The 20829-nt window shown below is 36.5% G+C and carries 18 protein-coding genes; 3 read left to right on the forward strand and 15 right to left on the reverse strand.

Annotated features, from left to right (window positions below; translation table 11 throughout):
* Window positions 1-51 precede the first annotated feature (51 nt).
* On the reverse strand, window positions 52-1242 hold the full coding sequence (gene sucC, locus ACSHW7_RS08650) for an ADP-forming succinate--CoA ligase subunit beta (RefSeq protein ID WP_435678943.1): 1191 nt from the start codon (window positions 1240-1242) through the stop codon (window positions 52-54).
* Window positions 1243-1492: 250 nt separating this feature from the next.
* Window positions 1493-1756, reverse strand: coding sequence for a DUF1456 family protein (locus ACSHW7_RS08655; RefSeq protein WP_435678944.1), 264 nt, complete (start codon window positions 1754-1756; stop codon window positions 1493-1495).
* 321 nt (window positions 1757-2077) lie between these two features.
* On the opposite strand from ACSHW7_RS08655, the gene ACSHW7_RS08660 reads away from it, so the two are divergent.
* Entirely contained in the window at window positions 2078-2905 is an 828-nt protein-coding gene (locus tag ACSHW7_RS08660; RefSeq protein ID WP_435678945.1) for an endo alpha-1,4 polygalactosaminidase, read from the forward strand.
* 341 nt (window positions 2906-3246) lie between these two features.
* Here the strand turns inward: ACSHW7_RS08660 and ACSHW7_RS08665 are convergent, their stop codons facing one another.
* The 13 genes from ACSHW7_RS08665 to guaA all read right to left on the reverse strand — a co-directional run bounded on the left by ACSHW7_RS08665 (window position 3247) and on the right by guaA (window position 17705).
* Window positions 3247-4188, reverse strand: coding sequence for an NAD(P)H-dependent flavin oxidoreductase (locus ACSHW7_RS08665; RefSeq protein WP_435678946.1), 942 nt, complete (start codon window positions 4186-4188; stop codon window positions 3247-3249).
* The gene (locus ACSHW7_RS08670; RefSeq protein WP_435678947.1) at window positions 4188-5807 is read right to left on the reverse strand and encodes a S8 family serine peptidase; all 1620 of its coding nucleotides are present in this window, start codon (window positions 5805-5807) and stop codon (window positions 4188-4190) included. The genes ACSHW7_RS08665 and ACSHW7_RS08670 overlap by 1 nt, the downstream gene beginning before the upstream one ends.
* Window positions 5808-5817: 10 nt before the next feature.
* On the reverse strand, window positions 5818-7029 hold the full coding sequence (gene mnmA, locus ACSHW7_RS08675) for a tRNA 2-thiouridine(34) synthase MnmA (protein ID WP_435678948.1): 1212 nt from the start codon (window positions 7027-7029) through the stop codon (window positions 5818-5820).
* Window positions 7030-7204: 175 nt separating this feature from the next.
* Window positions 7205-7894: a toxin-antitoxin system YwqK family antitoxin gene (locus ACSHW7_RS08680; protein ID WP_435678949.1), complete on the reverse strand. Its 690-nt coding sequence runs from the start codon at window positions 7892-7894 to the stop codon at window positions 7205-7207.
* A 67-nt stretch (window positions 7895-7961) separates the two neighbouring features.
* Window positions 7962-9842 (reverse strand): membrane protein insertase YidC, encoded by a 1881-nt coding sequence (yidC, locus tag ACSHW7_RS08685; protein ID WP_435678950.1) that lies wholly within the window; start codon window positions 9840-9842, stop codon window positions 7962-7964.
* Between the two features lie 166 nt (window positions 9843-10008).
* Window positions 10009-11625, reverse strand: a complete 1617-nt coding sequence (locus tag ACSHW7_RS08690) for a CTP synthase (RefSeq protein ID WP_435678951.1) — start codon at window positions 11623-11625, stop codon at window positions 10009-10011.
* A gap of 237 nt (window positions 11626-11862) precedes the next feature.
* Entirely contained in the window at window positions 11863-12240 is a 378-nt protein-coding gene (locus ACSHW7_RS08695; RefSeq protein WP_435678952.1) for a hypothetical protein, read from the reverse strand.
* 159 nt (window positions 12241-12399) lie between these two features.
* A complete protein-coding gene (locus ACSHW7_RS08700; protein WP_435678953.1) occupies window positions 12400-12642 on the reverse strand; it encodes a DUF3820 family protein in 243 nt (80 codons plus the stop codon).
* Window positions 12623-13165 (reverse strand): DUF922 domain-containing protein, encoded by a 543-nt coding sequence (locus ACSHW7_RS08705; RefSeq protein ID WP_435678954.1) that lies wholly within the window; start codon window positions 13163-13165, stop codon window positions 12623-12625. The genes ACSHW7_RS08700 and ACSHW7_RS08705 overlap by 20 nt, the downstream gene beginning before the upstream one ends.
* A gap of 24 nt (window positions 13166-13189) precedes the next feature.
* The gene (locus ACSHW7_RS08710) at window positions 13190-13645 is read right to left on the reverse strand and encodes a GNAT family N-acetyltransferase (protein ID WP_435678955.1); all 456 of its coding nucleotides are present in this window, start codon (window positions 13643-13645) and stop codon (window positions 13190-13192) included.
* Window positions 13646-13655: 10 nt separating this feature from the next.
* On the reverse strand, window positions 13656-14060 hold the full coding sequence (locus ACSHW7_RS08715; RefSeq protein WP_435678956.1) for an OsmC family protein: 405 nt from the start codon (window positions 14058-14060) through the stop codon (window positions 13656-13658).
* A 29-nt stretch (window positions 14061-14089) separates the two neighbouring features.
* Window positions 14090-16009 (reverse strand): amino acid ABC transporter substrate-binding protein, encoded by a 1920-nt coding sequence (locus ACSHW7_RS08720; protein WP_435678957.1) that lies wholly within the window; start codon window positions 16007-16009, stop codon window positions 14090-14092.
* Between the two features lie 163 nt (window positions 16010-16172).
* Window positions 16173-17705, reverse strand: coding sequence for a glutamine-hydrolyzing GMP synthase (guaA, locus tag ACSHW7_RS08725; RefSeq protein WP_435678958.1), 1533 nt, complete (start codon window positions 17703-17705; stop codon window positions 16173-16175).
* A gap of 239 nt (window positions 17706-17944) precedes the next feature.
* Here guaA and ACSHW7_RS08730 point away from each other — a divergent pair, with 239 nt between their 5' ends.
* The gene (locus ACSHW7_RS08730; RefSeq protein ID WP_435678959.1) at window positions 17945-19777 is read left to right on the forward strand and encodes a flavohemoglobin expression-modulating QEGLA motif protein; all 1833 of its coding nucleotides are present in this window, start codon (window positions 17945-17947) and stop codon (window positions 19775-19777) included.
* A gap of 6 nt (window positions 19778-19783) precedes the next feature.
* Window positions 19784-20824, forward strand: coding sequence for a glutathione synthetase (locus tag ACSHW7_RS08735; protein ID WP_435678960.1), 1041 nt, complete (start codon window positions 19784-19786; stop codon window positions 20822-20824).
* Window positions 20825-20829: the final 5 nt, after the last annotated feature.

Genomic DNA, 20829 nt, shown 5'->3' on the forward strand with positions numbered 1-20829 from the left:
AAAGCCTTGAATAAATGAATTCAAGGCTCTTAAAAATATGTTTCAGAATTATTAAGACAATACTGCTTGTACTTTATCTGCGGCTTCTTGGAACTCAATTGCGCTCTGTACATCGAGGCCACTATTGTCAATTAATTCTTTTGCGATGTCTGCATTAGTTCCTTGTAGACGAACAATAATAGGCACATTTATTGTCCCCATATTTTTGTAAGCATCAACAATACCTTGCGCCACACGATCACAACGAACGATACCACCAAAGATATTTACTAAAATAGCTTTTACGGCTGGGTCTTTTAAAATCAAATTAAAAGCAGCTTCCACTCGTTCAGCATCTGCTGTACCTCCTACGTCAAGAAAGTTTGCTGGCTCTCCACCCGCTTGTTTGATTAAGTCCATTGTCGCCATTGCAAGTCCGGCACCATTAACCATACATCCCACATTTCCGTCAAGATCCACATAATTTAAGCCTACCGCTCTTGCTTCAACCTCCACCGGGTTTTCTTCGCGAAGGTCACGCATTGCTTCATAATCTTTGTGACGGAATAACGCATTATCATCAATACTCACTTTTGCGTCAACTGCGATAATTTTATCATCGCTCGTTTTTAATACGGGATTGATTTCAAACATTGAAGAATCGCTAGACTCATAAGCCTTTACAAGCGCAGTAACAAATTTTGTCATGCCTTTAAAAGCTTGTCCGCTCAACCCTAAGTTGAATGCAATTTTTCTAGCTTGAAATGGAAGTAATCCTGTTGCAGGATCAATCTCCTCATTAAAAATTAAATGCGGAGTTTCCTCTGCAACGGTTTCAATATCCATTCCACCTTCAGTAGAATACATGACCATGTTTTTTCCGGTGACACGATTTAAAAGAACACTTATATAAAATTCTTCTGGTTCGCTATCTCCAGGATAGTATACATCTTCGGCAACTAATACTTGGTGCACTTTTTTACCCTCAGCACTTGTTTGAGGTGTAATAAGGTTCATCCCAATAATATCATTTGCAATATTTTTTACCTCTTCAAGGTTTTTTGCCAGTTTTACACCGCCACCTTTACCACGACCACCGGCATGCACCTGTGCTTTGATAACGTGCCATCCTGTGCCTGTTTCTTCGGTTAGTTTTTTAGCTGCTTCAACTGCTTCTTCTGGAGTTTGCGCAACGATACCACGTTGAATGGTAACGCCAAAACTACTTAATACTTCCTTGCCTTGATATTCGTGTAAATTCATATGATTTCCTTGAAAAGGGTTGTTAATTACTAAATGATAGCAAACACTATCTTAAAAGATGTGCAAAAATAATAAATGTCATTCACTTTGACTAATCACAGATGCGGTGTTATAAACAAAATTTTATATTCTTTAGCTTCCGCGAAAATGTGCCACATCAAAGCACTCTTATTTTAAAGACCTTTTGGTAGAGAATAATTTTAAATTGAAAACAATAAAATCAACCTCTGAAATTTCCGAAGTTCAAAAATTATTTTTTCAAATTAGATGGTATTGCTGGTTTCTTGGGAGGCATAGGGCCTCGAAGATGAATGATTAGTCCGTTTAAAAAGTTGCGTAGTATTTGATCACCGCACTCCATATATTTGGGATGATTCTCATTTCTGAAAAAAGCCCCTAATTCAGCCTTGCTCACTTTAAAATCAACCAACTCAAGAATTTTTATAATATCATCATCTCTCAATTTATGAGCAACTCTTAATTTCTTGAAAATATCGTTATTGTTTAGTGGCATTTTTGTCTTTTGGGCAAAGATACCTCATAAATATTAATCGCTAAAGAATGGGAAAATTATTGGGGTAAATCTTTTATAAAATTCTTTGACACGAAAGAATAGAAAAAGTTTTTTTTAGATAAGTTCTTTCCTCTTTGGCGGAATGCAGTGATTTTATCAATGACAAAAATTGTATACATACCTAGTATACATGTAATAAAAAAAAGTATAATGAGGAAGAATACCAATTTTAAATAAGTTAGTTAATTGCTTAAATGTAATATAAATTTTTTAAATGTCAATATGTTCTATATTTGATACGCTTTCAAAAACTAACTTACTATGAAAAAAATATGTCAAATTTTACTTTGCTATTTATTTATTTTCAGCGCACTAAGCTGTAATGATGATGACAACGACGATACTATAATTCCAATGGAAAATTCTAGTTTTATAATTCCACCGGGAAAAACATTTGAATGGCGCTTGGATGAATTACTTGATACATATACCACAGATGCTGATGTAATTGACATAGATGCTTTTTCAGCCACTCCTGAACTTGTTGCTAATTTAAAAGCGCAAGGAAAAACGGTAATTGCTTATATTTCTGTAGGAAGCGTAGAAAATTTCAGAGATGATGCTATTGCATTTCCTGAAAGTGTAATTGGTAATATCTACGATGGTTTTGAAGATGAAAACTGGTTAGATATTAGAGAAATAGAACTGCTTGCTCCAATTATGGAAGCAAGACTTAATATGATAAAAGCGAAAGGTTTTGACGGTTTTGAGCCAGATAACATTAACGGCTATCAAAACAATACAGGCTTTAATTTAACCGAAGCAGACTGCGCTGCATATTCAAGATATTTAATAGAACAAGCTCATAATAGACAATTGAGCATAGGACAAAAAAACGCAGAGGAATTAGTTGCTGATATGAAAGATGAATTTGATTGGTTTTTAGCCGAAGATGCTTTTATCGATGATTTTTATAATGACTTAACGCCTTACATCACCTTAGGAAAAGCTGTATTTATGGTAGAATATAATGACGAAATTTCAGAAGCCGACTTTTTATCTCAGGCTTGTCCAGCGGCAGCTGATTTAAATTTTTCGGCTGTTTTGAAAAATCGAGATTTGACTGATTTTACCCGATACTGTAATTAAATGAGCGATTGATTATTTTGGCAAATTAGTTAAGAAGAGAGTAACAATCATTTTATAGAAAACATTCTTATTTTCTAATTTATCTCCAAGTAACCTTGCCATCTTTATCCTATATACCACATGTATGATATAGGCTATACAAATAACTAAAACCGAAACTATGATAAATAACTGAAAATTAAAAGAGAAAATATCCATCTATACTATTTTGATATAGCAAGTATAGAAAATTTAAATTGTAGGAAAAATATTACATTCTTTAAATTTCCTTATTTTCGGTAAACAGCAATAATTATAGATAAAAATCTAATATTCACATTTTTAAAACGTTAAAATATATTTCAAAGAGACCTTACAAGAATTTTTGCCTTTTCAAAATCTTCAATTATCTCCTGGACTATTGTTGCTGCTGGTTTTATTTCATGGATTAATCCTGCAATTTGACCAATTTCTAGCTCACCTTCAACAAGATCGCCTTCAAACATACCTCGTTTTGATCTTCGCTTCCCTAGCAATTTATTTAAAGCTTCAGCAGTAGGAGCCGTTTTATATAATTCTTTAACGTCTTGATAGAATTTATTTTTTAGCAGTCTCACGGGAGCAAGTTCTTTTAATGTAAGCTCGGTATCGCCTTCTTTAGCCGCCACAACCATTTCCTTAAAATTAATATGGGCGCTGGATTCTTCACTTGCTACAAATCTGCTTCCCACTTGTACACCGTCTGCTCCTAGCACCATTGCTGCAAGCATAGCTTGTCCAGTAGCTATTCCCCCAGCTGCAATCAATGGAATATCTAGTTGCTCTTTTACCATAGGAATCAAAGTGAGCGTTGTAGTCTCATCGCGGCCATTATGACCACCAGCTTCAAAACCTTCAGCAACTACTGCATCCACTCCCGCTTCTTGTGCTTTTAAAGCAAATTTTACACTGCTTACTACGTGCACAACGGTAATCTCATTTTCTTTTAAACGCGCCGTATATGTTTTTGGATTTCCTGCAGAAGTAAAAACAATTATTACACCTTCTTCAATAATAATTTGAATAATTTCCTCAATGTTGGGGTACAACATAGGCACATTAACACCAAATGGCTTGTCTGTTGCAGCTTTACATTTTATAATGTGCTCTCTTAAAACTTCGGGGTACATAGAGCCTGCTCCAATGATACCAAGACCTCCTGCATTACTTACGGCACTAGCAAGACGCCAACCACTGTTCCAAATCATTCCCGCTTGGATTAACGGATATTTAATTTTAAAAAGTTGGGTAACTCTATTGGGCATTACTTTTTAATCAATTTAAATGTGTTTGAAATATCTTCTGAAATTACTCTCGCAACGTACATTCCGCTGACAAGATTATCAATATTAATAGTATTATTCGTAGCAGAAATTTCCGAAGTCATTACTTGTTGCCCTGTAATTGTAAAGATTTCTACATTTGCTTTTATCACAAATGATGGAATTGAAAATGAAATAGAATTTATAGCTGGATTGGGATACATTGCGAATTGCGAAGCGAGCATTTGGTCTTCCACACCCAATACTTGTAATGCATTATAAGCATCTTCAAAATTGGGAATTCCATAACCCATTTGGTCTGTTGGGCTATTAAATAGGTGTGACGCCTCTCTAACTATTTGCATAATTTGCACGTTTGTAGCTTCCGGTTTTGATTGCCATAGACTCGCTATTGCTCCCGCCATAATTGGAGAACTAAAAGACGTTCCATTATTGAAATCAATATTTCCATTTTGATCAATCACGGCTGCCGATTGTCCTTGCGCCATAACATCTGGCTTGATACGGCCGTCAAATGTGGGACCGTAAGAACTAAAGGATGCATAATTTCCACCATCATCAACTGCACCCACGCTAAATACACCAGGAGAATCTGCTGGAGTTGCTACGTGTCCAAATCCATTTCCATCGTTTCCCGCACTCGTAACTAACAACAGACCTTTATCTAAAGCATGGTTTGCTCCTCTTGCAGAAATAGTGGTCTGCCCATCTAAGTCTTCGTACTGATGATTATAAGATGAGTCATCAAAATCCTGATAGCCCAATGAAGTATTAATAACGTCAACCCCTAAACTATCTGCACGTTCCAAAGCTTCAACCCAGTAAGCTTCTTCAACAGGATTCTCTGCGCCACCTTCCTCAGTAACATATAAATAATAAGAAGCTTGAGGTGCTGTACCTACAAATTGACCATCGAGCAATCCGGCGATATCACTAAATGTTTTAGAACCATGATTACCAGAACCATCTGCATTTACTTGACGGGTTACAAAATCGTAAGTATCAATAATTCTATCTTCATTAATGGCATCTGCAAATGCCGGATTTGAAAAAACACCTGGAAAGCCACTATCCAAAACTGCGACCACCATTCCTTCGCCTGTAAAATCTTGTTGGTGTAAAAAATCGACTGATATCATTTCAGTTTGATTTAAAGCGGCACCGTAATCATAATTTATTCGGTTGGTTTCATTTTCTATGGCAAATTTATCTGGTGCAGTTCCATTTCCGCCAGGAGCGAAATTGAGACTCTTGTCCATATATTCTACATCACTAACAAAAGATAAATCTAACAACGCATCAATTTGTGACTGTGAACCTCGCACATACACACTGTTCATCCATTTTGATTTTGCGTACACAGTAATACCAGGTTGCGCTTCGACAGTATCGATATAACTTTCATCAACAGGAACATCACGCTCGTCAATGGGCGTTCCGTGGAGTTGCTTTCTATCAATTGCGTCTTGCGTTAAAATTGAAATAGGATTTGCCAACGATGCTGCCACGTTGGGTTTTTCATTGAAGAAAACAAGTGCATCTTCTTGGCCGATTGCCAATTGGAAAATACATAAAACAGCAATTAAAAGTAATTTTTTCATAATATTTTTTTTAAGATATAACGCCACTCCCTAAACATTCGTCACCATCGTACCATGCAACAAACTGGCCCTCAGTTATAGCAGACTGAGGATTATCAAAGATAACATAAAGTCCCGTTGATGTTTGATGCAAAGTCGCTTTTTCCAAAACTTGACGGTACCTAATACGTGCCATCACTTCCATCGTTTCATCTTCGGCGATTTTTAAATCCTCGCGGATCCAATGTACCTCATCATTTTTTACAAACAATCCGCTACGATACAATCCCGGGTGGTTTTTTCCTTGACCTGTATAAATAACATTTTCGTTTACATCTGTTGCGATAACGAACAGTGGTTCTTTAGTCCCGCCAACTGCCAAACCCTTACGTTGACCGTTGGTAAAATAATGTGCCCCGTCATGCGTACCCACTTCTTTACCATCCGATAAATGGTATTCATTTTTTTTTGAAATGTATTTCAATTCTGAAATTTGTGAATCAAAATCTTTTTTTTCTCTTTTAAATTTCGGTAAATCTGAAGGTATTTCAACAATCACTCCTTTTTTTGGTGCTAATTGCTGTTGTAAAAATTCGGGAAGCCTTACTTTTCCGATGAAACAAAGACCTTGTGAGTCTCTCTTTTCGGCAGTAACCAAATCTTGCTCTGCGGCGATTTTACGCACATCAGGTTTTAAAATTTCGCCTATGGGAAATAACGTTTTAGCGAGTTGTTCCTGCGATAATTGGCATAAAAAATAACTCTGGTCTTTATTAGGGTCTTTTCCCGCTAACAGACTGTATATTTTTTTATCATTTCCAAAGTGATCCTTAATAGTTGTCTCACCTTTTCGGCAATAATGTCCAGTTGCGACATAATCAGCTCCCAAGTTTAATGCTATTTTCATAAAAACATCAAACTTAATTTCGCGATTACAAAGTACGTCTGGATTAGGGGTGCGTCCCATTTTATATTCCCGAAACATATAATCAACAATACGCTCTTGGTATTGCTCACTCAAATCTATTGTTTGAAAGGGAATACCTAATTTTTGAGCCACCAACATTGCGTCATTACTATCCTCTAACCAAGGACATTCTTCACTAATGGTCACCGAGTCATCGTGCCAATTTTTCATAAATAGCCCAATAACATCATAGCCTTGCTCCTTTAAAAGATAAGCCGCAACACTAGAATCTACACCGCCACTAAGACCAACTACAACTGTTTTTTTGTTTTCCATAATCAATGATGTAAAAATACTTTAAAAAGAAGCAAGAAGCAAGACGTGAGACGTGAGACGTGAGACGTGAGACGTGAGACGTGAGAATATTATACAAAATTAAAAATCCCAAAAATCATTTTAGAATTTTGGGATTTTTAATTTATAATTTTTTGACTTTTGCTTTTAACCCTTGCTACCTTTTAATAAGGGTTTTGGAAACGTTTTCTTCTTTTTCAAGTTTTCCATCTTTATAGGTTTTCCAAACACCATCTTTTCTCCCATTTTTATATTGTCCTTCTAGCAATTTTTGACCTCGCGCATCATAATATACTGCGGGACCATGGAGTTTGTCATTCACATAATTGAGTTCTTTTAAGAGCACATTGTCATAAGAGTAGTGATTGTTTGGGCCGTTCATCAAACCATTTTTATACATGATGGTTTCTGTGATTGCGTCATTGCCGTAATAGGTTGTTTTAAGGCCTTCGAGCTTTCCGTCCACATACATTTCACGAGACATTACTTTATTGCCTTTTTCATGGTAGTACAGCCACTCCCCTATACGGTCTTTACCTTTCATTTGGCCTTCACTCACTAATTTTCCTTTAATGGTAAAGTACTTTACATTCGCAATGTCATCTCCAATAAAATCCTTTGTAGCCATTGGATTTTTACCACATTCCTCACAGTAAAATTTGAAAAGTCCTGTTTCTTTTCCGTGGTTGAATTTTCCTTCGTAACGCAATTGGTCGCTCTTTGGGAATTTCTTTTTCCAAATACCGTGACGCTCTCCGTTAGCATCCATCTGGTTAATTTCGCTTTGCGCGGAAATGTAACCCATCGAAAAAATACTCATTAAAAGATAAAAAATTGTTGTTCTCATATTTCTAAAACGTAATAATTGAATTCGTATTGAATATGAAAGTCATTTTTCAAAATTAATGCCACTATTATTTCTTTCCAGCCTTCTTTTGCTGCTCCGCTTGCTTCATCATATCTTCCATCTTTTTGCTGAACTTACTCTGCTTTTTTGGCTTGGCCTTATTCACTTGTATCTGTGCGTGAATTCTATCTTCATCAATGATAAAGTTTTTAATCACTAGCATAATACCTATGGTAATCAAGTTTGAAATAAAGTAATACAACGATAACCCACTCGCATAGTTGTTGAAGAAAACTAACATAAATAAAGGAGACAGATACATTAAAAATTTCATATTGGGCATTCCCGGCTGTTGTTGCGCTTGCATACTTTGTCCCATCGTCATTGTCATGTAAACAAATATGGCAAGTGAAGCGAGAATAGGGAACAAACTAACGTGATCACCATAAAATGGAATATTAAATGGTAATTCGGCAATAGTATCATAGCTTGATAAATCATCTGCCCATAAAAAGCTCTTCTGTCTTAAATCAAATGCTGTGGGGAAAAATGTAAACAAAGCATAGAACACTGGTATTTGCAATAAAGCAGGCAAACAACCCTTGAGCGGACTCGCCCCGGCTATATTTTGAAGTTTCATTGTTTCCTGCTGAATCTTCATTTTGTTATCACCGTGCTTTTCTTTAATAGCATCGATTTCTGGTTTTAACACCTTCATCTTTGCTTGTGCTACATATTGCTTGTATTGAACAGGAGACAGCGCGAGTTTGATTAAAATAGTCATTAAGATAATGGCGATACCAGCTGGCAACCAGCCACTCAAAAGACCGAACAATGGAATAATAATATATTTGTTTATCATCCCAAAAATACCCCAACCCAATGGCATTGCTTCGTCAAGATTACGGTCGTATTTTTTGAATATTTGATAATCTGTGGGTCCAAAATAAAGATTCATATTTTGAGCAACGGCGCCACCTTTTGGCTCAATCAACATTTTTGCACCATACTGTTTTGTGTACACTGTATCAATTTCTTCATCTTGCACTAAGTCAATCGAGCTAAGCGCAACTTCTTTAAAAGACGTGTTTGTTAATAGCATAGAGCTAAAGAAATGCTGACGGAAATTCAACCAATTTACGTCCACTTCTACCTCAGAATCCTCACCCGTTGGGTCTAATTTTGAATGTTTATCGCCTTCATATTCGTAAGTCAATCTTGAATATCTGTTTTCATACGAAATACTTTTTGCGTGACGGTATCCTTTTAATTTCCAGTCAAGATACATGGGCTGACTTGTATTAATCACATTTTCAAGCCCTTGACTTTTAATACTGAAATTTGTCATATATTCCCCAGGAATCAACTCATATTTATATTCTAGATAAGCGGATGCCGAAGTCTTTAAACGCATTGTCAAAACTTGGTTTTCACCATTTTTTGAAAGTTGAGGTTCAAAAAACAACTCCTCTGTATTCAACAAACGATTGTCCGCTGAAAATTGAAAATTTAAAGATGAGTTTCCATCTTTTACTAAATAAACAGGAATAGAATCAAACGTTTTGTGTTGCTTTAAGCGAGCCTCTTTAATAAAACCACCTCTATTACTTACTTCTAAAAATAATACATCATTTTCAACCACAGTATTTCCTTCTTTAGCTGAAGGCAAAGTTCCTGAATACGCAAACGAACCCAATTTGTTTTGAAGATTTACCAATCCCAAAGAGTCATTAGCGACATTCATTTCGGCAGTTGCTTCGGTGAGTGTAATGTCGGTTTCTGGTTTTTTTGCTGCTTCTTCTGCGGAGGCTTGTTCTGCTTCTATTTTAGCTTTTTCAGCAGCTAGTTCTTCTTCGCTAGGCTTTTGTAAATAGAGCATCCAAATAAAGATTCCTCCAATTAATAAAAATCCTATCCACGTGTTTAAGTCAAATTTCTTTTCTTCCATGCTCAAAGCTGCAATTGCAGTTTAATTTTTAATCGCTCTCTTGTTTGAAACTAAAGAGTTTTGGTTGTGCCGAAATTGGCGGTTGTTTAAAATTTCAGAAATATTGCTGAAACTATTTTTTCTTTTGTCAACAATCTATCCTAAAATTTGATTGCGACATATTGTCTTACTTATTCTTCGAAAATTCGTGCGCTGCTTTTACCAAACTCACAAACAAGGGATGTGGATTTGCAACGGTACTTTTATATTCTGGGTGATATTGAACACCTACAAACCAAGGATGATCTTCAATCTCTACGATTTCAACGAGTCCTGTTTCTGGATTGACACCGGCAGTTTTCATTCCGGCAGCTTCTAATTTTTCTCTATAGGCATTGTTATATTCAAATCTATGGCGGTGGCGTTCTTCGATCAACTCATTTCCGTAGATGTTTTTAACAATACTGTTGGGCATTAATTGGCATTTCCACGAGCCCAATCGCATGGTTCCACCTTTGTCAATAATGGTTTTTTGCTCTTCCATTAAACTAATCACTGGGTCCGGGGTGTTTTCATCCATCTCAACAGAATTGGCATTTTTCAATCCCAATACATTTCTGGAATACTCAATCACCGCCATTTGCATTCCAAGACAAATGCCTAAAAATGGTAATTTATGTTCACGCGCATAACGCACTGCTTCAATTTTTCCTTCAATTCCTCTTTCTCCAAATCCAGGCGCAACAAGCACAGCATCAAGTCCTTTAAATTTTCCCTCAACTGTTTTCGCGTTGATATATTCTGAGTGAATGGATTCAACATTAACCTTGACTTCATTTTCTGCACCAGCGTGAATAAACGATTCCAAAATTGATTTATAGCTATCCTGCAATTCTACATATTTACCTATCAAGCCAATGGTCACTTCTCCTTTCGGATTTTTGTGACGTTTCAAAAATTCGTTCCAACGGTCTAAATCGGGTACAGAATCATCCTTCAAATTTAATTTCTTCAAAGTAACTGTGTCCAGTCCTTCTTCAAGCATCAAATTTGGAACATCATAAATCGTCGATGCATCAATAGATTGTATCACGGCTTCTTTTCGCACATTACAGAAAAGCGCTAATTTTTTTCGCAAATCATCAGAAAGTTCGTGCTCTGTTCTACACACTAAAATATCTGCCCGTATCCCACTTTCCATTAAGGTTTTTACAGAGTGTTGCGTAGGTTTTGTTTTCAACTCACCCGCGGCAGATAAATATGGAATCAATGTTAAATGAATCACCAATGCATTGTCATCGCCCAATTCCCATTTTAATTGACGCACACTTTCAATATATGGCAACGACTCAATATCACCAACAGTTCCACCTATTTCAGTAATAACAATATCATAATCGCCACTCTTTCCAAGGATTTGGATGCGTTCTTTAATTTCGTTTGTAATATGAGGAACTACTTGTACCGTTTTGCCCAAAAATTCGCCGCGGCGTTCTTTTTGGATAACGCTTTGATAAATGCGTCCGGTCGTTACGTTATTTGCTTGTGAGGTAGGAACATTTAAAAAACGCTCGTAGTGGCCTAAATCTAAATCGGTTTCGGCACCGTCATCGGTCACATAACATTCTCCGTGTTCGTAAGGATTTAATGTTCCTGGGTCTACGTTAATGTATGGATCCAATTTTTGAATCGTAACACGGTACCCTCTCGCTTGCAACAACTTAGCAAGTGATGCAGCTATAATTCCTTTTCCTAATGATGATGAAACCCCGCCCGTTACGAAGATGTATTTTGTAGTGTCCATGAAACTTTACTGAAGTGTTTATACGGGATGCAAAGGTACAGATTATTTAAGTCACAGAACGAATTGAAATTGGGTAATGTTTTGGGAATTTAGAAAAGTGGGAAACTGAAAATAGAATATTTATTCGCAATGAGCTTTTCTTCGGAAATATTAATGGAATGAATCATTCCATCTTAAAATTTAAATGAGTTGAAAAAGCTTACATTTTAAAAAATTTCCGACGCAATCAAAAGTTCTTTAATCGTTCTCGATAGAAAGACGCTCTGGTCTATAAGCGATATTTTTTTGAAGTAAGGCCAAGCCAAAATATCCGGTAAATGAAAATAGAGAAACTCCAGCGACTAGCATTCTTAAACCTTGAGGAATGAATGATTCAATTTGCAAGACTTCAGTAAAAAGTGCAAATGTCATAAATACCGAAAGCAACATAAAAACCGCGGCGAGTAAAATTCCAAAGCTTTTATTCTTGATAACTAATTGTGCGTTGAGAGCAGTGATGAGTATAATTGCGATAGGATTGATTAGTGTAGCAGTAAAAATCCAATACAACAAAACGGCACACACCAAAAATAATTCTGGATACCATTTTGAAACCGAACGTACTATTAAAATCATCGCTATTCTTTAAACTATGTTATAAAGATGCAGGATTTAGCGAATAGTTGCTTCAAAATTGACAAAAAAATTGAAATAAATTACAGATTTAATAATTTTGGATTTTGACCAAAAAGGCAAGCTTCTGAAATACAAAAAGATAGCAGAATTGAGATGTGATTATCTTTTTATGAGCGGTCGTATTAAATCTTCTAAACCATTTAATTTTATCTCATACATTTCTTGTAATAGATTACCCAGTGTACTTTTAGGAAATCCTTTTTGTTTGAACCAAACATAATAAGGTTCGGGAATATTGACCAAGTAGCTGCCTTTATATTTACCAAACGGCATTTTGTAATTCGCGAGTCGCGTGAGATGTTCGGGCGCTGGGCCCAAGGGTTTATTTTTTTCGCCAGTCATTATATTCTTTTAATTGTTCGGCGATATAGGCTTCCCATTTTTTTTCTTCTGAAATGTTTTTTGAATGGTCTGTCTCTTTATCAAACTCATTTTGAAAAGCCACCCTAATTTTTTCATTCTCTCGATAGATTTTTCTCGCTTTTTCTTTGAAGGTTTCGTCTTTATCCAATGCCTCAAATTGACGGCGCAGTTTTCGAGCAAATAATTCTGAAATATCAAAATGTCCCTGTTCGTGTGATAAAATATGATTATTGGCGCTTTCTATTTTATACCAAGATGCTTCAGGATAAAAATAGGTGTTAATATCATAGGTGATTTCCATAACGCCATTGGTTGATTGCATGCCGTAGCTAAAGGAAATTCCACTATTTGTACTGGCAACAAAGCCGGCAACATTCTCAGGAACACCCTTAAAATCTGCCCACGTTAAACGTTCTCCTTCTCGCCACTCTATTTTCTCAGTCTCATTTTGAAAATTGAAAATCGTAGTAACAAGAATAAATATAGATGCGATTATTTTCATAAATATGATAACGTAGCTTTTTTGCTATTTATTGAGCTCTTTCTTAAAACAAATACTATCAACAATTCCTTCGTACTGACCATAATTTGGTATTTTAACATAGCCACACTTTTCATAAAGTTTGACTGCTTCGGTTTGACGTATTCCTGTTTCTAGGACGCAATTTTTAAAGCCTAATTCTGTACTCCAATTTTCCAACTCTTTCAAAACAATTGTTGCAAAGCCCTTACCCCGTTGCATTTCCGAAGTAAACATTCGTTTTATTTCCATGCTGGTTTCGTCAAATTTTTTAATAGCTCCACATGCTACCGCCTCATTATTTGCGTAAATAACTATTACATTTTTCAGCGACTTTATGCTATTAAACTGGTCGTAAAATGCATGGTCATCACCATCTGTTACGGCAAGATATGCATCCAATTTTGATACCAATTTTTTAAAATCTGCATTTTTTGAATCGGTGCGTTTAATTTCAAGCATAGCAGAAATTTTAAGCCCAATTAAAAGTAATCACTTTCTCAATATCGGGATGCAAACTATAATGAACTGGGCAGGTATTTGCTGTGTTCTCTAAGATTTTTTGAGATTTAGAATCCACTCCTTTAGGCATATTAAGTTCAACCTCAATTTTAGAAATCCTGCGAGGATTTGCGGACATTGTTTTTGTAACCATTGCCGTTGCGCCGTCTAGAACGACATCCATTGTATTTGCTTTGATACCCATCATAGTCAACATGCAATTTGCGAGTCCGGTCGCAACGGTATCGGTAGGTGAAAAAGCTTCTCCTTTACCATTATTATCTATTGGAGCATCTGTGACAAAGGTGTTACCAGATTTTAAGTGCATGTTCTCACAGCGCAAATTTCCTAAATATGTAACTTTTGATGTGCTCATGTTAATTGTCCAAAGAGGAGGGTTTTCAATTATTTTAAAACTTCAAACTGGAGGTTATCCTTGTACTTAATAATATAAACGGCATTATTAACGTAGCCCGACAAAAACTTTTTTGAGTATCGGAATTTGTTCTCAACATATTCCGTTTGGAAATCATTTTCAGTTGCTTCATAAACATCATCCGCAGAGGCTAGTCGAAGCAACACATCATACGTTACATCAAATCCACGCACTGCATATCTATTAGGCAGCACTCCATATTTATTTTTATAACTGACCAAAAATGGTGTTTTGTCATTATAATCATAGCTCTTATTAACCGACGGAAATGTGAATTTCAATTTGGCTAAATTCATATTTGACACATCGCTGTACTCATAAGCGTCATTTTTATCGAGCGTGAATAAACGTAATTTATAGTCCATAGGCATTCCATTTAAAACACCCACTACGTTACTTACAATGATGGGATCAGCCGATTCTAAAATCACCCAATTTTCTTTATTTGCATTGATTTGTTTTTGAATATCCTGCACATACAAAAACCCTTCCTTGCGCGGTGAAGCCGTTTTTGCATTTGGGAATTTTGCCAACAACTTTCCTTTTTGAGCCGCCCTTTTTGAGTCTGAAATAATAATCAAATTACGGTCACCAACTCGCTCTTCAATATACTGTATCATTTCCTCTTCCATCATGTCTTCACTCGGCAACGTCTGAAACACATTTTTTGAAATTTTAATATCACGATTGCTCAACGGTGAAAATACCGGAACTTTTCCATTTTTTAATAGTGCCGCGGCTTTCTCCACATTTTTTTGACGTAGTGGTCCAATCACCGCATCATAAGATTCAAAATCTCTTGAAGAAATAATATTGGCTACTTTACTATCACTAAACTCTGTATCAAAAACATCTAGTTGAACTGAAAATCCTTTGTCTTTCGCGAACTCTGTTGCCATTAATACGCCACTATAAAAATCTAACGCTAATCGCATGATACCATCTTTCGTAACAATATCTTCTTTAGCCTCATCGCTATCACCTTCCACTTTATTCAATCTAAAAGGTAATAAAACAGCAACTTTCTTAGCATCCTTATTTGAAATCATTTTCTCAAGGTCGGCTGTTCTAGCCTGGCCAGAAACTTCAGCAGATGCGGTCGTTGGTAGTTTTAAAATCATTCCTTCTTTTAGACCATCCTTAGCATACGGATTCAAGTCAACAATTTCTTCTTCGGTCAATCCTGTCTTTACTTTTAATCTATAAAAACCTTCTTTGGGCAACACTTTATAGAACATAAAACCTTCTTCAGGGATTGCAGATGACATAATAGTTTCAGCCGGTACATTTAATATTTCGCCAAGCGCTAAACCCTCATCACCAATATGTGGATTGATACTTTCTAATTGCTCGAGGGTAATCCCATACATTCTTGCAATTCCATAACGTGTTTCTTGCGGTTGTACTGTATGGCTCGTTAACGTCTCTAGTGTAGATGTAACACCTCCAATACTAGTAATAACTGGCTTCGACTCTACAATTACAGGTTTTGTTTTATCAAATATGGGAATTCTAATCTTCTGCCCTTTCTTTAACCCCTCTGAATACAACTCCTTATTATAGCGCTTAATATCTTCAATACTCACATCATACTCCTGCGAAATGCTAAACAACGTTTCTTTACGGCGTACTTTGTGGGTCTCAAATTTTTCGGTATTCTGTTCCGCTTTTTTGGCGCGGGCTGGTAGAACTAATTGCGAGTAGCGAGGCAGATTGTTTCCAACAGATGGATTTAGGCGTTTAATATCGGCTACTGTTATTCCATAATCCTTAGCAATACTGGTAAGGGTTTCCTTTTCTTGCACCGTATGTGTCTGGAAATCTTCTTGCGCAACCGCACCGCAACTCAACGTGAGCATTGCAAAAAAAACGTAAAAAATATATTTCATCTTTATTTTTTTAAATTCAGAAGTCAAAATTCTAAAATATTTTAATTCAACCCTATGCTGTTTCGCTTCGGAAATTTCAAGGGTGCAAATAATTAAAACCATTTAAGTTTCAGCTAGAAAATTATCAGGTTTTAAAATTTCCGAAGAGATTATTATTCCTGAATTATTCCCACTCAATCGTTGCCGGCGGCTTGCTACTTATGTCATACACTACTCTATTAACGCCTTTGACACGGTTTATTATATGATTGCTCGTTTCTTGCAAAAATTCGTACGGTAAATTTACCCAATCTGCCGTCATTCCATCTGTGCTCTCAACCGCTCGCAAGGCCACCACTTTTTCGTAAGTACGCTCATCGCCCATTACACCCACGCTATTTACGGGCAGTAAAATTGCCCCTGCCTGCCATACTTTATCGTATAAATCCCACTTACGGAGTCCGTTGATAAATATGGCATCTACTTCTTGCAGGATGCGTACTTTTTCGGCAGTGATATCTCCAAGAATCCTGATGGCAAGTCCAGGTCCAGGAAAAGGATGACGCCCCAATAATTCTTTATGAATACCCATCTCTGCTCCTACTCTTCGAACTTCATCTTTGAACAACATACGTAAAGGCTCTACTATTTTGAGCTTCATAAAATCTGGCAATCCACCTACGTTATGGTGTGATTTAATCGTTGCAGATGGTCCTCCGGTAGCCGAAACGCTTTCAATAACATCTGGATAAATAGTTCCTTGCGCTAAAAAAGTAACGCCAGTAATCGAGGTAGCTTCATCATCAAAAACTTCGATAAAAGCGTTCCCAATTGCCTTACGTTTTGCCTCTGGGTCACTCACTCCTTTGAGGGCATCCAAGAAACGTGCCGAAGCATCAACTCCTTTTACATTCAATCCCATGTCTTTATATTGGTGAAGCACGCTGTCAAATTCGTCTTTGCGCAACAAGCCGTTATTCACAAAAATGCAATAAAGATTTTTCCCAATAGCTTTGTGCAATAAAATGGACGCCACTGTACTATCTACGCCACCACTCAATCCTAATACAACTTTGTCGTTGCCTATTTTTTCTTTTAATTCGGCAACGGTAATATCTACGAAAGCCGCTGGTGTCCAACTCTGTTCTACCTTCGCCATGTGCACAAGGAAGTTTTCCAGCAATTGTTTGCCATCTGTTGTGTGATATACTTCTGGGTGAAATTGAATTGCATAGGTTTCTTCCCCATCAATTCTGTACGCAGCGTTAGCAACATCAACAGTACTTGCCAATCGCACACCTCTTTCAGGAAGCTCAGCAATAGTATCACTGTGGCTCATCCACACTTGTGTTCCTTCTTTGATATCTTTAAATAATGGCTCCGCATCTTTTATCAAGTTCAATTTTGCCCGGCCGTATTCTCTAATGTTAGAGGGTTGAACGCTTCCGCCATTAAAATGAGCTAGATATTGTGCACCATAACATATGGCAAGCATTGTTTTTTTACCTTTGATATTTGACAAATCTGGATGTGGTGCATCTTCAGCTCGCACCGAAAATGGACTACCCGATAAAATAACGGCCTTAAAACTTGATAAGTCTTGAGGGACTTTGTTAAAAGGATGAATCTCGCAGTAGATGTTCAACTCTCTTACTCGTCTGGCAATGAGTTGTGTATATTGTGACCCGAAGTCTAAAATGAGGACGTTGTTTTGCATCCCCAAAAATAGGGTATTTATTATTTTTTTGAAGTTATGACACGTGAAAAATTTCATCCTTTTGTGAACAGCAATTGTTAATTGTAACTTTTAGTTATTAGAACTAAATCTATTTTTTTTCTGAAATTTCAGAAAGCACAAACATTACAGAATAAAACCTCACTTCTGCTTAGTTAAACATTTGCTAATCTCTTTTCAATGTTACGTCAGCCCTAATAAAATCGTTAATTTTAGTGTTTATGATTTCAGAAATTTCAGAAGAATTTATCGAAACGCTTTGTGGGGATATTGCAGAACAAGTGCCCATTAATAGAAAATTGCCAGAAAATGGTGTTCTGCATATTGACAAAGTACTCCCCTACATTTGCGTCTATCGGTATAAAAAACCAGATGTTTTTTTTGCAGGATTACTAAGAACGCAAGCATCCTATTTAATTGTAAAAGACGATGTAAATATTAGTAACCTGCTCGAATGTATTGCAACGAGCGTTTCAAAACAACTCAACTCTTTTTTGATTATTGAAATATGGCCGGTGAGAAAAGACCACGGAGCAGAGTTTGAAATTTCGTGTCCTGCTGGTAAAGCTCCCGCAACTGTTAAATCGCTTGTTGATGGTATAGAAAATCTTCGAAATATATATCCTGAAATTTCAGCTGTTGTGTCGGACACTCACGATAGGCATCCAGACAGACTGGAACCTTTGTTAGCATTGGAAGAAACTAAAGAATCTGGAAGCCTCATTTTAGGAATTGCAGTTCCAACCATTTATCAAAGACCCGAAGAAAATCAAGTATATTCTATTTTCTATCGCAAATTTGTATCGCAGCTTTCTGAAATTATAAAACGTACGGTTTACGAATTTATAAGGGTACAAACTTCAAATCCATTTGACCATTATTTAATGTTCGGAAAAACAAATCTCGACCAAATCACACAAGACGCAGATACAACTCTTGCAGAAATCAGCGAAGGCATGTCCTTTTTATTGCGTACTACACCTGTAAATGCCGCTCAAGAATGGGAAGCTTTTAGAAAATCAAATTTTACCATTGAGCCTTCTTTCAATTATAGATTGATTGCACTTGATCCCGAAAGAGAAAAAAGAAAACTATACGACATCCCTTTAGAAAAGGTGGATGACCCAACGCTCGCTTATATTCTTAGAGATAAACGATTGGAAATTGAAAAGCAATTGACCATGCTTGAAGAGCGAGGCACAGATAATTTTAGATTTGTTGGTGAAAGTCTTTATGGAGCTATTGATGAAAAAGTGTTGGACGGTGCAGAGGAAATTTTAAAATCATTTCCCAAAGGAGATAGCCCAATTGAGATAGAAAAATTTTCATGCCATGATTTTGCTGTACACGCACAAAAGGAAATCGATTTCTATCAAGAAAAATTTCCGAAGTTAAAATTATCAATAAAAATTAGAAGTGACGTATCTGGAATTATGGTTTCTGAAACCGATTTACTAATAAGTGACGGCCTCTCCATGGACCCCAATCGATGCGATGCACTCATTCAACATGAAATCGCTACTCATATATTAACTTACTGTAACGGGAAAAGCCAACCTTTTAAACAAATGTATGCTGGATTTGCTGGATATGACCAATTGCAAGAAGGACTTGCCGTATTAGCCGAATATCTTGTAGATGGGCTCACCGTTAATCGTCTTCGCTTATTGGCAGGGAGGGTTGTTGCTGCGAACAATTTGGTAATGGGAGCAACATTTATCGAAACCTTTAACGTGTTAAAAAATACGCACTATTTCCCAGAGAAAACAGCATATTATATCACCATGCGAATTTATCGCGGTGGGGGTCTTACAAAAGATGCCGTTTATTTAGCAGGGCTAATGGATATTATGGAATACCTTAAAAAAGGAGGTAAATTAGAAACACTATACGCTGGTAAATTTAACACCAACCACGTAGAACTTATTGAAGAATTGATACACAGAAATGTACTCAAAAAACCAGTGTTACCAAGATTTCTAGAAAGATCAACTGTCCAAGATCGATTAAAAAATTTAAGAACGGGTATTACCCTAACACAATTATTAAACTAAGAAAATATGAAACTCGCATTTATAATTAATGACCATGCAACAGAGCTGGCAAAATACTCAACCCCCACCATGGGCTTTGCCGCTTACAAACGCGGTCACGACATTTATTACATTGGCGTTGGCGAGCTTGGGTATGGTGCTGATGGCACTATTTCAGCACGGTGCAAGACAATTAATGACCGAAATTTTAAAAGTCAGGAAACGTATTTTAAAGCAATTCAAGAAAAAGAATTAACCCCTATCAATTCTTCTGAGCTTGACGTATTATATCTCAGAAATGACCCAAGTGATGAAATCGGTGATCGCCAATGGGCGCAAAATGCGGCTTATATTTTTGGAGAAATTGCAGTAAGGAATAATGTAATAGTTTTAAATCATCCCAATAGTTTAGCTAGTGCAGTTAATAAAATGTACTTTCAACATTTTCCTGAAATATTAAGGCCCGAAACTGTAATAAGTAGAGATATCAAAGAGATAAAAGAATTCTTTAAGAGTCAAAAACAAAAAATGATTCTAAAACCGCTGCAAGGTTCTGGTGGAAAAGACATTTTCATGATGGATAAAAAAAATGAACACAATCTCACGCAAACAGTTGAAGCCATCAGTCGCGATGGTTATGTTATTGCTCAAGAATATTTACCCGCAGCGAAAGATGGTGACACCAGAATGATTTTGATGAACGGAAACCCTTTAATAGTTGATGGCGAATATGCCGCAATTCAAAGAGTTAACGCAGAAGGCGATATCCGCAGTAATATTCATGCGGGCGGAAGACCAGACAAAGTAAAAATAACGGACCAAATGTTAGAATTGGCTGAAATCGTTAGACCTAAATTAGTCCAAGACGGGATGTTCTTAGTGGGGATTGATATTGTTGGGAACAAATTAATGGAGATAAATGTTTTTAGTCCGGGCGGATTGAATATGATGGGGAGCGCATATGAAAGGGACTTCGCTACCGAAGTAATCAAAAGCATAGAACGAAAGGTTCACTACAAATTATTATACGGTAATTATATAGAAAATAGTCGCCTAGCGACCTTGTAAAAAAT

The sequence above is a fragment of the Patiriisocius sp. genome, assembly GCF_051252435.1.
Taxonomy (GTDB): domain Bacteria; phylum Bacteroidota; class Bacteroidia; order Flavobacteriales; family Flavobacteriaceae; genus Patiriisocius.

Bases quoted from the DNA above. Each gene is read 5' to 3' on its own strand.
- ACSHW7_RS08705 (WP_435678954.1), bottom strand. From the start codon at position 13,165: ATGAAAATAATCGCATCTATATTTATTCTTGTTACTACGATTTTCAAT.
- ACSHW7_RS08720 (WP_435678957.1), bottom strand. From the start codon at position 16,009: ATGAAATATATTTTTTACGTTTTTTTTGCAATGCTCACGTTGAGTTGC.
- ACSHW7_RS08700 (WP_435678953.1), bottom strand. From the start codon at position 12,642: ATGACTGGCGAAAAAAATAAACCCTTGGGCCCAGCGCCCGAACATCTC.
- ACSHW7_RS08710 (WP_435678955.1), bottom strand. From the start codon at position 13,645: ATGCTTGAAATTAAACGCACCGATTCAAAAAATGCAGATTTTAAAAAA.
- yidC (WP_435678950.1), bottom strand. From the start codon at position 9,842: ATGGAAGAAAAGAAATTTGACTTAAACACGTGGATAGGATTTTTATTA.
- ACSHW7_RS08670 (WP_435678947.1), bottom strand. From the start codon at position 5,807: ATGAAAAAATTACTTTTAATTGCTGTTTTATGTATTTTCCAATTGGCA.
- ACSHW7_RS08735 (WP_435678960.1), top strand. From the start codon at position 19,784: ATGAAACTCGCATTTATAATTAATGACCATGCAACAGAGCTGGCAAAA.
- ACSHW7_RS08680 (WP_435678949.1), bottom strand. From the start codon at position 7,894: ATGAGAACAACAATTTTTTATCTTTTAATGAGTATTTTTTCGATGGGT.
- sucC (WP_435678943.1), bottom strand. From the start codon at position 1,242: ATGAATTTACACGAATATCAAGGCAAGGAAGTATTAAGTAGTTTTGGC.
- guaA (WP_435678958.1), bottom strand. From the start codon at position 17,705: ATGCAAAACAACGTCCTCATTTTAGACTTCGGGTCACAATATACACAA.
- ACSHW7_RS08730 (WP_435678959.1), top strand. From the start codon at position 17,945: ATGATTTCAGAAATTTCAGAAGAATTTATCGAAACGCTTTGTGGGGAT.
- ACSHW7_RS08655 (WP_435678944.1), bottom strand. From the start codon at position 1,756: ATGCCACTAAACAATAACGATATTTTCAAGAAATTAAGAGTTGCTCAT.
- ACSHW7_RS08695 (WP_435678952.1), bottom strand. From the start codon at position 12,240: ATGATTTTAATAGTACGTTCGGTTTCAAAATGGTATCCAGAATTATTT.
- ACSHW7_RS08665 (WP_435678946.1), bottom strand. From the start codon at position 4,188: ATGCCCAATAGAGTTACCCAACTTTTTAAAATTAAATATCCGTTAATC.
- mnmA (WP_435678948.1), bottom strand. From the start codon at position 7,029: ATGGAAAACAAAAAAACAGTTGTAGTTGGTCTTAGTGGCGGTGTAGAT.
- ACSHW7_RS08690 (WP_435678951.1), bottom strand. From the start codon at position 11,625: ATGGACACTACAAAATACATCTTCGTAACGGGCGGGGTTTCATCATCA.
- ACSHW7_RS08715 (WP_435678956.1), bottom strand. From the start codon at position 14,060: ATGAGCACATCAAAAGTTACATATTTAGGAAATTTGCGCTGTGAGAAC.
- ACSHW7_RS08660 (WP_435678945.1), top strand. From the start codon at position 2,078: ATGAAAAAAATATGTCAAATTTTACTTTGCTATTTATTTATTTTCAGC.